Genomic DNA, 11982 nt, shown 5'->3' with positions numbered 1-11982 from the left:
GGCGGCGCCGATTGCCGGGTGCGACTGTCGTACGGGCGGGTGCGGTGCCTCCGTCGTACGGGCGGGTGGCCTTGGGGCTCGTACGGGCGGGGCCGCCGGCATACAGGTAGGGAGGCCGTCGATTTGTAGACTGGGCGCCTCGCCCGAGGAAACGATCATGCGTGCTGGGTGAGAACGAGACCCTGGAGGCCCCGTGGCCCGCTCCACGCCCGCGACCCGCTCCACGCCCGTGATCGCCGTCCCCGACGCCGAACTGGCGGAGCTGCGCTCCCGGCTGCGCCAGACCCGCTGGCCGACGCCCTGGCCCGGCGGCGGAGGGGAGCGGGGCGACGGCGGCGGCTGGGAGACCGGCACCGACGCCGCCGAGCTGCGGCGCCTCGTCGACCACTGGAGCTCCGGCTACGACTGGCGCGCCCACGAAGCCGCCATCAACGCCCTGCCGTCCCACTTCGCGGACATCGACGGCACCCCCGTCCACTACCTGCGCTTCGACGGCGAGCGCCCCGGCGCCCTGCCGATCGTCCTGACCAACGGCTGGCCCAGCTCCTTCCTCGAACTGACCGGCCTCGCCCGCCGACTGGCGGCCCCGTCGCGGTACGGGGGCGACGCCGCCGACGCGTTCACCGTCATCGTCCCCTCCCTGCCCGGCTTCGCCTTCTCGCCCCAGCGCCCCTCGCCGACGGAGCAGACGCACGAGCTCTGGCACCGCCTCATGCACGACGAGCTGGGCTTCGAGCGGTACGCGGCGCACGGCGGGGACCTGGGCGCGGGCATCACCTCCCGGCTCGGCGAGGCCCACCCCGAGGCCGTGGCCGGCATCCATCTGATGGCGGTCGCCGCGCCGGCTGTCCACGACCCGGCCGACGTGACCCCCGAGGAGCAGGAGTACCTCGACTCCGTGGCGGCGTGGTCCGCGGCGGAGGGCGCGTACATGCACCAGCAGAGCACCCGCCCGCTCACCTTGAGCTACGGCCTGGCCGACTCGCCGACCGGCCTGCTGGCGTGGATCGTGGAGAAGTACCGCGCGTGGAGCGACTGCGGCGGCGACCTGTCCTCCCGGTTCAGCGACGACTTCCTCCTCACCCAGGCGTCGCTCTACTGGTTCACCGGCACCATCTCGACCTCGTTCCGGCCCTATTACGAGTACGCCCAGGGGTTGACGCGGCGGGTGGAGCGGGTGACCGTGCCGACGGCCGTCGCCTTGTTCCCGGCCGACCTCACCCGGCCGCCCCGCAGTTGGGCCGAGCGCACGTACCACGTCACCCGGTACACCCACATGCCCCGCGGCGGTCACTTCGCCGCCCACGAGGAGCCCGCACTCCTCGCGCACGACCTCACGGAGTTCTTCCGTACCTGCCGGTGAGTCCGCGTCCGACGGTCCGGGTGGGGTGCGTGGCGCCGTACGCCGGTCGGGCCGGGGCGCGGCTCAGGGGCGGGGCACCGTACGCCCGTCGAATCGGGGTGCGGCTCAGGGGCGGGGCGGCGTGCGTTCGGCGGTGGTGGAGCGGAAGGCGCGCCGGTAGGCGGAGGGCGTGGTGTCCAGGCTGATCCGCATGTGCTGCCGCAGATTGGTGCCGCTGCCCAGGCCGCACTCGGCGGCGATGTCGTCCACGGGCAGGTCCGTCGACTCCAGCAGATAGCGGGCGTGCTTCAGCCGGGCGGAGGTGAACCATTCGGCGGGGGAGAGGCCGGTCTCCTGCCGGAAGCGCCGGGTGAACGTCCGTACGCTCATGTGGCAGTGGGCCGCGAGGTCCTGGAGCGACAGCCGCCGGTCCAGGTGCTTGGTCATCAGCGCGCGCGCCCCGGCCGTGGACGTTCCCGCGTCCTCCGAGACGGGGTGGTCGATGTACTGCGCCTGCCCGCCCTCCCGCATCGGCGCGACGACGTTGTAGCGGGCCACTTGGTTCGCGACGGAACTGCCGTGGTCCTCGCGGATCAGATGCAGGCACAGATCGATGGCGGCCGCGCCGCCGGCGGAGGTCAGCACCCCGCGGTCGTCGACGTACAGCGGGTTGGTGTCGAGCGCGATGGCGGGGAAGAGGCGGGTGAAGTGGTCGGCGTAGCGCCAGTGCGTCGCGGCCCGGCGCCCCTCCAGCAGCCCGGCGGCCGCGAGCGCGAACGCCCCGGTGCACAGGGACACCATCCGGGCCCGGCGGCGGGCCTCCCGCAGCGCCTCCACGATGGCCGGGTCCAGTACGCCCTCGTCGAGGAGGGCCGGGGAGCGGGTGCCGGCGACGATCACGGTGTCGGCGTGCTCCAGCAGGGACAGGTCGCCTTCCGGGGTGACGCCGTAGCCGTGCGCCGTCGACACCGGGGCGCCGTCCGGGGTGGCGGTCCGTACCCGGTACGCCGCGTGGTCCGTGCTGGACGGGACGGTGGCCAGCATCTGGGCCGGGATGCTGAGGTCGAACGCGACCACGGGCGCGATGGCGAGCACGGTGACCTGGTGGGAGTCCGGCTGGTGGGACGCCGACCGGTGAGGGGCGGGCTGGTGAGGAGCGGGCTGGTGGGAGGCGGGAGCGGTCATGGCCCAATAGTTGCACATCATGGCCCCCGGGCCACTTCTGCGACGCCCGCGCGCTGGAGAAACTGAGGGTGCTTCTTCCGGAACACCCATGAAAGGCGCCACCCGCCATGCCCTACCCCGCCGTCGACCCCGAGATCCAGCACCTCCTCGACACCGCCGACACCGGCGTCTTCCCCGTCTACGGCCTCGACGACGTCCTCGCCGACCCCCAGCGCTACGCCCTCCTGCGCGACCTCCCCGAGACGCCCACCGACGAGCGGGTCAAGGTCGAAGACCGGTACATCCCCGGCCCCGGCGGCCAACTGCGCCTGCGTCTCTACCGTCCTGTTACGGACGCGATCCTGCCGGTGATCCTCTACCTCCACGGCGGCGCCTACACCTACGGCTCCCCCGAAGCCGAAGAAGGCCGCTCCCTGCAGTACGCAGCCGAAGCCGAAGCCGTCGTCGTCTCCGTCGACTACCGCCTCGCCCCCGAACACCCCTTCCCGGCCGCGACCGACGACGCCTACGCCGCCCTGGAATGGGCCGCCGAGCACGCCGCCGAGATCGGCGCCGACCCCCAGCGCATCGCTGTGGCCGGCGGCAGCGCCGGCGGCAACCTCGCCGCCGCCACCGTCCTGCGCGCCCGCGACCTGGGCGGCCCCCACATCACCTTCCAATCCCTGACCTACCCCGGCGTCGACACCACCGCCACCAGCGAATCCCTGCGCACCGCCGATGACCTCCCCGTCCTCAACCGCCGCGCCCTCCTCCTCGCCCTCCAGCGCTACACCGGCGGCGAAAACCTCCACCCCTACGCCTCCCCCCTCCACGCCGACGACCTCAGCAACCTCCCGCCCACCTTCATCACCGTCGCCGAAATCGACCCCCTCCGCGACGAAGGCCGCGCCTACGCCGACCGCCTCACCGCCGCCGGCACCACCACCGAACTCATCCAACTCCCCGGCGCCGTCCACGGCTTCGACCTCCTCTTCCCCCAAGCCGCCATCAGTCAACGCAACCTCAAGGACCAGGTCCGCGCCCTGCGCGACGCCCTCCACCACCACTGACAGCCCCCGACCACGCCCGGGCCCCCGGCACCCGCCGGCCGCTGACCTCGGTCACAGCGGAACGCGCCGCCCTACACACCGCCTCCGCCGTCGGCCCACGGGTGTTCGCGTCACGGGGCGGCACGGCGCGAGGGGGCGTGACGCGCCATCAGCTTCCTGTACCGCGTAATTCCTGCAGTGCAGCGCGCGGGAGCGCGTCGCGTCTCGGCAGACGCCATCCGTTGTGGCCTCCGCCGACGGAAAAGGGTCGGTCAGCGTTCGTCAGCCGTGTCCGCCATCGCCGGATGGCCTGCGACCGGGGCCCCCATACTGTCAGGGGCAGGTCTGGTTCGGACGGGGCGGCGGGCGCGATGCCGATAGCGCGTGGGAGTCGGGCCGGTGTCGTACGAGCAGGCGTCTGTGGCGGTGATCGAGACGGCCGTATCCCGACAGCCGGACCTGGCCCACTCCCGCGTGCTGTACGGGTCGCCGCGGCACCAGGCGCCCACTGGTCACTTACTGCGCCGTCCTCCCACGGGGTGGAGGGGTTCGGCCTGGTGTTCACCATGGACGGGACGTGTGTACGTACGCGCGCGGCATACGAGGAACTGATGGCACTCGCGATTGTGGGGCGGCTGCCTGGCCAGAGGGCAGGATTTGGCACGGGCACGGGCGGCCACGTGCTCCATCCCTTGCCATACGGACGCGGCCGGCCCGCCGCCCCCTCGCGAACTCCCCCCCAACGCCGCCGAAAAAATGGCGTGTTCTGGTTACTCGCCCCGGCAGGGAGGTCTTTGTGGTGGTCAGGGGCCGTTTTGGGCGGCCCGATCGGCGTTGGGTGACGGCGTCATTCCGCAGAGTTGACTCAGGGGGCATTGCGTTCCCTAAGTGCGCAACCTAGCCTCTCGGCGAGAGAACTGACCGTTCTTTAAGTGTCGGGTCCTCAAGGAGATCGATGACTGAGACGACTGCCGCACCAATCCACCGAGACGACGCACCAGCCTTCCCCAGCGACCGCACCTGCCCCTATCAAATCCCCAAGGAGTACGTCGAGTTCAGGGACTCGAAGGCGCCGCTCCGGCGGGTCACCCTCTACGACGGCCGGCAGGCGTGGGTGGTGACCAAGCACGAGACGGCACGGAAACTGCTCGCCGACCCGCGGATCTCGTCCAACCGCCTCTCCGAGGATTTCCCCTCTGTCTCCCCGAGCATCGCGGCGTTCCGCACCTCCCCGCCGTCGTTGGTCAACCTGGACCCGCCGCAGCACGGCGCCAAGCGGCGGATGATGATCGGCGAGTTCACGCTCAAGCGCATCAAAGGCATGCGTACGGACGTCGAGCGGATCGTGCACGGCTTCATCGACGACATGCTTGCCGCCGGCCCGACGGCCGACCTGGTCCACCAGTTCGCGCTGCCGGTGCCGTCCATGGTGATCTGCCATCTGCTCGGCGTGCCCTACGCCGACCACGACTTCTTCCAGAACGCTTCCCGGCGCATGGTCCAGGGGATAGACGCGCAGAGCACGGTCGCCGCGCGCCAGGAACTCGCGCACTACATGGGCGGGCTGGTCGACAAGTTCGCGACCGAGCCGGGCCCCGGCCTGCTCAGCACCCTGGTCACCGAACAGATGGCGAAGGGCGCCATCGACCGCGACGACCTGGCCATGGACGCGGTCCTGGTGCTCATCGCGGGCCACGAGACGACGGCCTCGATGACCTCGCTGAGCGTGATCACACTGCTGGAACACCCGGACCAACTCGCGGCGCTGCGCGCCGACCCGAGCCTGATCCCGGGCGCCGTCGAGGAGTTGCTGCGCTATCTCGCGATCGCCGACATCGTGGGCGGCCGCGTCGCGACGGCCGACATCGAGATAGACGGCCAGGTGATCCGCGCCAACGAGGGCGTCATCGTCTCCAACGCGATAGCCAACCGCGACGGTTCGGTCTTCGAGAACCCCGATGACTTCGACATAAGGCGCTCGGCCCGCCACCACCTCGCCTTCGGGTACGGGGTCCACCAGTGCCTCGGCCAGAACCTGGCCCGCCTGGAACTCGAAGTGATCCTCAAAGCCCTCTTCGACCGCATCCCGACGCTCCGCCTGGCGGTCCCGGTAGAGGAACTCAACCTCCGCCCGGCCACCACGATCCAGGGCGTCAACGAATTGCCGGTCACCTGGTGACGGCGGCGAAAGGCGTGGCCACGCGAGTGACCGCCGACCGGAACGTCTGCGTCGGCGCCGGCCTGTGCGCCATGACCGCCCCCGCCGTCTTCGACCAGGACGAGGGCGGGCTCGTGACCGTACTCAAGAAGGAGCCGCAGGGCTCGGCCGAACTGTCCTCCGCCCGCCAGGCGGGCAACATCTGTCCCTCCGGCGCCGTCAAGATCACCGAGTAGCCGGCCGCGGTCCGAGCGGGCCGACCCGCCCCGGGGGCGGGCCGGCCCGTCGTCCGGCCTCGTACGCCCGCCGCCCAGTCTCGTCCGGCCTCGTACACACGCCGCCCAGCCTCGTACGGCCTCGTCCGGCCCATCAGACGCACGTACGCGATGTCCCCCGCCCCGCTCGGCTCAGTCCAGCCATGCGGACATGGCGCCGAGTACCTTGCTGCCGTCGAGGTCCGCGAGGGAGAGGCCGACGAAGTCGACGGCGGCCTGGGAGGTCTGCCAGCGGAAGCGGGGGGTGTCCGTGGTCGCCGCCTCGACCACTACCGCCGCCGCGTCCTGGGCCGTCTGGCCGCCCGCCATGACCGTGCCGGCCGTCTGGTAGAAGGTTTCGGCGAGATCTCGGTAGGGGTCGTTCGGCGCGGCGAGCGCTTCGGTGTCGAGGTTCTTCATCATGTCGGTCACGACGGAGGCGGGTTCGACCACGCTGACCGTGACGCCGAAACGGGCCGCCACCGGGGCGAGGGACTGCATCAGGCCCTCGACGGCGAACTTCGAGGCGCAGTACGCGTCCAGGAACGGCTCGCCGACGACCCCTCCATTGCTCGTGACGGTGATGATCCTCCCGGCGCCGGACTTCCGCATCGACGGCAGCACATGCCGCGTGAGCGCGGCGACGCCCAGGAAGTTGACGTCGAGCTGCTTCTGCAAGGCGGCGTCGCTCAGTTGCTCAAGTGTGCCGAACGTGGCGCTGCCGGCGTTGTTGACCAGGATGTCGACGGCCCCGAACTCGGCTGCCACATCGTCCAGACAGGCACAGGCCCCGTCGCGGTCCGTGACGTCCAGGGCCCGCACCGCCAACTCCACGCCCTGACGCGCGGCCTCGTCCCGCAGAGCGCCGGCCCGGCCGGTGTCCCGCATCGTCGCCACGACGCGCAGCCCCTTGTGGGCCAGGCCGAGTGCGGTGTGCAGGCCGATACCGCTCGAAGTTCCCGTGACCACCGCGACTTGGCTGGCCGTCATGTCGAATCACCTCAGTTGAAGAATTCAGAGATTTTGAAGAAGTCGGAGAAGCTGAAGGAGAAGCTATAGAAGAAGCGAAAGAAGAAGCGAAAGAAGAAGCTGAAGGAGCCGGGCGACCCGGAGCCGGTCACCCGACGGCTCGCGGCTCCGCGCGCGTCATGCGGTGAGTGCTTCGTAGATCGCGCGTACGTACGTCTCGGCGCGGTCGGAGCCGAGCACTCCGGGAGCCATCTTGTTCATCATGTAGGTGATGGTGGTGCGTCGGCTCACGTCCATGATGACCAGTGACCCTCCCCAGCCGCCCCAGAAGCAGACGCGGTCATCGGGGATGTAGGGCAGGGTGCCCGGGTGCGGGAGAGCGTAGCCGATGCCCCAGCGCAGGGGGATTCCGATGGACAGGTCGTCGCCGCGGGCCTGTTCCTGGAAGACGAGGTCGATGGTGGAGGGTGACAGCAGCCGGTGCCCGTCCACTTCGCCGCCCCGGGAGATCGCTGACAGGGCCCGGGCCATCGAGCGGGCGTTGGAGTGGCCGTTGACCGCCCCGAGTTCGGCACGGCGCCAAGCGGGCGTACCGGCGGCTTCGGCGGTGCCGGGCGAGCCGAGGAACGCCTTGTACGTGGGCCCGTCGGGGTCGAGGGCTTCGAGGTCGAGGACCGCGGCCGGCGGCGGGGCCAGCTCGGCGATCCGCGGCCAGTCCGCCTCCCGCGCGCCGATCTGCAGGTCGGCGCCGAGCGGACGGGCGATCTCCTCATCGACGAACTGCTTGAGGGAGCGTCCGGTGACGCGCCGGACGAGTTCGCCGATCAACTGCCCGTACGTCTGGAGGTGATAACCGGAGGCCGTTCCCGGCTTCCACCAGGGCTCCTGGGCGGCGAGCCGGGCGCTGGCCGTCGGCCAGTCGTACATGTCCTCGATGCTGAACGGCCGCTCCCACCCCGACAGTCCGGAGGTATGGGCCAGCAGGTGGCGGACCTCGATGTCCTCTTTGCCGCCCGCGGCGAACTCCGGCCAGTAGGCCGCCACCGGAGCGTGGACGTCGAGTGCCCCGCGGTCGACGAGCATCAGTGCCGCGAGACTGGTGACGGTCTTGGTCGAGGACCACATGTTCACCACGGTGTCGCGGGTCCAGGGCCGGGTCCGCGCCCGGTCGGCGAAGCCGCCCCACAGGTCCACCTCAAGGACTCCGTCGACGTCGACGGCGATCGACGCGCCCAGTTCCTCACCGGAGTCGAGGTGGTCGCGCAACGCCGCGCCGACCGCGCCGAAGCGTTCACTGCATACTCCGCCTATCTCAGCCATGTTGCTTTCCTCCGCATTCGTCATCCGCTACGAGCCGGGGCCGGCCAAGCCGCCCCCCCGGTACCGCCCTTCGCCCGAGCAGCCGCAGCCTCGGCTGTCCCCTCGGCCGACCGACCTGCCAACCGACCACGATCACCGGTACCGGCCACCCGATACGCTAAAACCTGACGTTAGCGTCAGGTGCAAGTCGGGTGGATCACGCCAGGTCGGAGGAGGCAGAGTGCGGATCGGTGAGGTCGCCGCGAAGGCCGGAGTGAGCGTTCGGGCGATGCGCTACTACGAGCAACAGAACCTGCTCCAGGCCGATTGCCGACTGGGCGGCCAGCGCCACTACGCCGACACGGCCGTCGGCCGCGTCCGGATGATTCAACACCTGTACGCCGCCGGCCTGTCCAGCAGCACCATCCGCGAGGTACTGCCGTGCGTGGACACAGGAGAAGTACCCCCGGAACTCCTGGACCGGCTCACCGCCGAGCGCACCCACATCGACCAGCGCATCACCGAACTGCTCGCCGTCCGCGCCCGCCTCGATGAGGTGATAGCCGCAGCCCGAAACCCCGACCCCGAATGCCACCACATGCAGTACTGACAGCTAAGACCCCCGCCCCCGACCCCGCCCGCAGAAACGGCCCCCTGCCCTGCCCCCTGTGCGGCCGGAGGCTAGAGGCATGCCCGGGGCTGGGGCGTTCTGGCGATCGCCTCACCGTGTGGTGTTGGCGTATCACCGCGTGGTGTTGGCGTAAACCGACCCGGAGTGACCGCGTCCTCCTCGCTGAACCGGGCCCCCACGTCCGCTGACCCGTAGCCGACGCCGTAGACGCTGGCTGAGGCGGATGAACGCACCGCGCTCGTCGGCTGGCTGGACCTGCAGCGGCAGATTCTGCGCTGGAAATGCAAAGGTCTGAGCGACGAGGACGCGCGCCGCTCGGTCATCCCGACCTCACCGGACATGACGATGGCGGGTCTCGTCTCCCATATGCGCTGGACCGAGCACATATGGCTGGAAGTGGTGTTCCTCGGCGGCGACAAGAAGGAGAACCCCGCATTCGACGAGTCGAGCACGAACGCCGACTGGCACACCGACGGCCGCCCGCTCGCAGAGCTCCTTGCGGAGTACGAGGCCCAGTGCGCCCGTAGCAACGAGATCGTTGCGGCGGCCGGCCTGGACGACCTCGGTCGCCACCCCGACTTCCACGACGGCAGTGCCAACCTCCGCTGGATACTGATCCACCTCGTCGAGGAGACGGGACGGCACGCGGGGCACGCGGACATCGTCCGGGAACTGCTCGACGGCACGAAGGGCTACTTCTAGCGCAGCTCCGCCCAGTGCGCCCTCGGTCGTCGACAGCGGGGGCCAGTTGTTGGGCGCGGTAGAGTGTGGGGAGCGTCGCGTGCTGGTGGCAGATTGTGTCAGGCATGGAGGCGTGGGATCGAAGGAGGTCGGCGATGTGGTCGTCGTACCCTTCGTTCGCGCGTGACTGAGCGCGAGACGACCAGGCTTGTGGCCTGGAGCCTGGAACTGCGTCGGGTCCACGGCCGACTGCGGGAAGCGTTGTCCGTAACCCGGGCCTCCCTGGCCGAAGGTGCTCCCGGTGAGGCGGCTGCTCGGGAACTGCTGCTGTACTGCCACGGTTTCTGCGCGGCGCTCGACGGCCATCACCAGGGCGAGGACCGTACGCTGTTCCCGGCCATCGCGGCCGCGCACCCGGAGTTGCGTCCGGTGCTGCGGTCGCTGGAGCAGGATCACTCGATGATCGCCCATCTGCTGGGCGGTCTCCGTGCCGCGGTGGACCGGGCCGCGGCGCCGGAGGAACTTGGCCGTCACCTCGAAGGCATCGCCGCGATCATGGAGAACCACTTCCGCTACGAAGAGCGGCAACTGCTCACCGTGCTCGAAACCCTTGAGTTGGCCGCTGTGCCCAGTGAGGTGCTGGGCCCCATGTGAGCGGTGCCAGGTGGCTGCCCACCGGAGGGCCGGCCTTGCGACAACCACCGGTTATTCGTCGCCGCCGGGCGGGCCGGACCAGGGGCCCATGCGGATCAGGTCGTCGGCCGGGTCGTTGACCGGCTGGGGGGTGCCCGTGAGGTCCATGACGAACAGGGGGAGCAGCAGTTCGTCCGCGCGCTGGCGTGCGTCGCGGCCGTAGCCGGCGAGGGAGAAGAAGACGCTGACCGCCGAGTCGCCCATGCCGTGCAGCCACAGGCACTCGACGGCGCGTATGCCGGTGGGGTGGGTGGTCGGGTCGACCTGGGCGATGATGCCCGGGCCCCGCAGGTCCACGCCGGATATCGCCCGGTCCTGCGTCGGGCGGATGCCCACGAAGCCCAGCCACTTCAGATACTGCGCGGCGGCCGTCACCGCGTCCCGCGCCGTACGGATCGTGACCGGCCGGAACGCCGGCCGCAGCACCGCCGAGGTGGGCGACGGCGGCCGGCCGGGGGCCGCGGAGCGGCCCGGCGCGAGGCTGCCGCCCGGGCGGCCGAGTTCCGGAGGGTCGAGTTCCGGCGCGGGAGTGACGGGCAGCCGGACGACCGCGCCGCAGGCGCAGCCCAGCTCCGGCGCGGGCCAGGAGTCCCGCCGGTCGCAGGACGGGCAGGCCACCGTCACCCACGACTCGTCCCAGGTGCGGTGCTCCAGCACCTCCGGCCTGCAGCCCCGCGATACGGGCAGGGTCAGCGGCGCTCCGCACGCGCAGGGGAAGGTCGGCGGCGTGAAACTGTGTTCGCGGCGGCACGCCGGGCAGCACACCGGCACGCTCTCTGCCATGTTCGGCTCCTGCGCGGTTGGTAGGGGAGGTTCCGTCCATCGTCCATGATGAGCGACGAGTTGGGGCGGGAAACTCCGGTTCCCTCACGGCGACAGGAATCTCCGGTTCCCTCACGGAAGCGGGAAACTCCGGTTCATTCCGCAGGCTGTGCCGGCCGCGTGGACTCCGCAGGCTTCCTGCCTGTGCCGGCTACGCCGACTCCGCGGGCTCCTGGGCTGTGTCGGCTACGCCGACTCCGTGGGCCGCGTGGACTCTTCAGGCTCCGCGGACTGCACGGTCCGCGCGTCGTACGTCCCCCACCCCCGCTCCAGCAACTCGAACACCGTGGTCAGCGCCCGGTACTGATCGGGGTCGTCGCTGGCGAGCAGGACCGACTGGAGGGCGAACCGGGCCAAAGCGCGCGAGGTGATGTCGGGCTCCGTATCGCCGGCCGCCTCGCTGATGGTGCGGGCCAGGGACTCCTCGTGCCGTTCCCACATGCGTCGGAAGTACTCGCCCAACACGGGGGTCGACCTGATCAACGTCCTGAACCGCGAGTACTCCGGCCAGTTGGCCTCGTTGAGGGGGCCCGCCGTCAGCAGGTGGGAACGGAGGGCGGCCAGGACCGTCTGGCCCGCCGGCCGGTCGCGTACCGCCGAGACCAGGATTCTTTCCTGGTCGGCGTCCAGGTCGAGGACCAGGGATTCCTTGCTCGGGAAGTGCTTGAAGAGCGTCGTCACGGAGACATCGGCGGCCTCCGCCACTTCCGCGACGGTCACGTGGTCGTAGCCCCGCTCGGAGAACAGCCGCAGGGCCGCGTCCGCCAGGGCCTTGCGGGTCTGGGCCTTCTTGCGCTCGCGGCGCCCGGTCGGCTGGGTCCCGGTCGGCTGGTTCATGGCACCCACGGTACCGCACGGTGCACCCACTCAATAAGTTGAGTGATTGCACTTATTTAGTGAGTGTGCTTTTCTGTGTCGGT

Annotated in this window: 12 protein-coding genes; 7 read left to right on the top strand and 5 right to left on the bottom strand. The window is 70.5% G+C overall.

The genetic code is table 11. The features are described 5' to 3' along the window. Positions 1-193 precede the first annotated feature (193 nt). Complete coding sequence (locus IF55_RS21135; protein WP_211270016.1) at positions 194-1363, top strand: epoxide hydrolase family protein; 1170 nt, start codon at positions 194-196, stop codon at positions 1361-1363. A gap of 105 nt (positions 1364-1468) precedes the next feature. On the opposite strand, the gene IF55_RS21130 is transcribed toward IF55_RS21135, so the two are convergent. Next, entirely contained in the window at positions 1469-2527 is a 1059-nt protein-coding gene (locus IF55_RS21130) for a GlxA family transcriptional regulator (protein WP_078644872.1), read from the bottom strand. A 107-nt stretch (positions 2528-2634) separates the two neighbouring features. Here IF55_RS21130 and IF55_RS21125 point away from each other — a divergent pair, with 107 nt between their 5' ends. The 3 genes from IF55_RS21125 to IF55_RS21115 all read left to right on the top strand — a co-directional run bounded on the left by IF55_RS21125 (position 2635) and on the right by IF55_RS21115 (position 5949). Then, positions 2635-3576, top strand: a complete 942-nt coding sequence (locus IF55_RS21125) for an alpha/beta hydrolase (RefSeq protein WP_030886002.1) — start codon at positions 2635-2637, stop codon at positions 3574-3576. A gap of 934 nt (positions 3577-4510) precedes the next feature. Next, a complete protein-coding gene (locus tag IF55_RS21120) occupies positions 4511-5734 on the top strand; it encodes a cytochrome P450 (RefSeq protein WP_030886005.1) in 1224 nt (407 codons plus the stop codon). A gap of 14 nt (positions 5735-5748) precedes the next feature. Next, positions 5749-5949 carry a ferredoxin gene (locus tag IF55_RS21115; protein WP_037965963.1) on the top strand — a complete coding sequence of 67 codons (201 nt, stop codon included), beginning with the start codon at positions 5749-5751 and terminating at the stop codon, positions 5947-5949. A 171-nt stretch (positions 5950-6120) separates the two neighbouring features. Here the strand turns inward: IF55_RS21115 and IF55_RS21110 are convergent, their stop codons facing one another. Then, a complete protein-coding gene (locus tag IF55_RS21110) occupies positions 6121-6957 on the bottom strand; it encodes an SDR family NAD(P)-dependent oxidoreductase (RefSeq protein WP_030886011.1) in 837 nt (278 codons plus the stop codon). Positions 6958-7113: 156 nt separating this feature from the next. Further along, the gene (locus tag IF55_RS21105; RefSeq protein ID WP_030886013.1) at positions 7114-8256 is read right to left on the bottom strand and encodes an EstA family serine hydrolase; all 1143 of its coding nucleotides are present in this window, start codon (positions 8254-8256) and stop codon (positions 7114-7116) included. A 220-nt stretch (positions 8257-8476) separates the two neighbouring features. Between IF55_RS21105 and IF55_RS21100 the strand changes: the two genes are divergently transcribed. From IF55_RS21100 to IF55_RS21090, 3 genes are all read left to right on the top strand, one after another. Then, a complete protein-coding gene (locus tag IF55_RS21100) occupies positions 8477-8845 on the top strand; it encodes a MerR family transcriptional regulator (protein WP_030886015.1) in 369 nt (122 codons plus the stop codon). A 231-nt stretch (positions 8846-9076) separates the two neighbouring features. Next, entirely contained in the window at positions 9077-9568 is a 492-nt protein-coding gene (locus IF55_RS21095; protein ID WP_030886018.1) for a DinB family protein, read from the top strand. A gap of 162 nt (positions 9569-9730) precedes the next feature. Next, a complete protein-coding gene (locus IF55_RS21090; protein WP_030886020.1) occupies positions 9731-10201 on the top strand; it encodes a hemerythrin domain-containing protein in 471 nt (156 codons plus the stop codon). A gap of 51 nt (positions 10202-10252) precedes the next feature. Here IF55_RS21090 and IF55_RS21085 read toward each other — a convergent pair whose 3' ends face one another. Then, the gene (locus tag IF55_RS21085; RefSeq protein WP_030886023.1) at positions 10253-11023 is read right to left on the bottom strand and encodes a hypothetical protein; all 771 of its coding nucleotides are present in this window, start codon (positions 11021-11023) and stop codon (positions 10253-10255) included. A gap of 225 nt (positions 11024-11248) precedes the next feature. Beyond that, positions 11249-11899, bottom strand: a complete 651-nt coding sequence (locus tag IF55_RS21080) for a TetR/AcrR family transcriptional regulator (protein WP_048832260.1) — start codon at positions 11897-11899, stop codon at positions 11249-11251. Between the last annotated feature and the right edge of the window lie 83 nt (positions 11900-11982).

Source organism: Streptomyces varsoviensis (genome assembly GCF_000718635.1).
Classification (GTDB): domain Bacteria; phylum Actinomycetota; class Actinomycetes; order Streptomycetales; family Streptomycetaceae; genus Streptomyces; species Streptomyces varsoviensis.
The sequence above is the reverse complement of the archived record's forward strand: the minus strand, read 5'-3'. Positions and strand labels throughout refer to the sequence as shown.

Bases quoted from the DNA above. Each gene is read 5' to 3' on its own strand.
- IF55_RS21130 (WP_078644872.1), bottom strand. From the start codon at position 2,527: ATGACCGCTCCCGCCTCCCACCAGCCCGCTCCTCACCAGCCCGCCCCT.
- IF55_RS21120 (WP_030886005.1), top strand. From the start codon at position 4,511: ATGACTGAGACGACTGCCGCACCAATCCACCGAGACGACGCACCAGCC.
- IF55_RS21125 (WP_030886002.1), top strand. From the start codon at position 2,635: ATGCCCTACCCCGCCGTCGACCCCGAGATCCAGCACCTCCTCGACACC.
- IF55_RS21085 (WP_030886023.1), bottom strand. From the start codon at position 11,023: ATGGCAGAGAGCGTGCCGGTGTGCTGCCCGGCGTGCCGCCGCGAACAC.
- IF55_RS21080 (WP_048832260.1), bottom strand. From the start codon at position 11,899: ATGAACCAGCCGACCGGGACCCAGCCGACCGGGCGCCGCGAGCGCAAG.
- IF55_RS21110 (WP_030886011.1), bottom strand. From the start codon at position 6,957: ATGACGGCCAGCCAAGTCGCGGTGGTCACGGGAACTTCGAGCGGTATC.
- IF55_RS21105 (WP_030886013.1), bottom strand. From the start codon at position 8,256: ATGGCTGAGATAGGCGGAGTATGCAGTGAACGCTTCGGCGCGGTCGGC.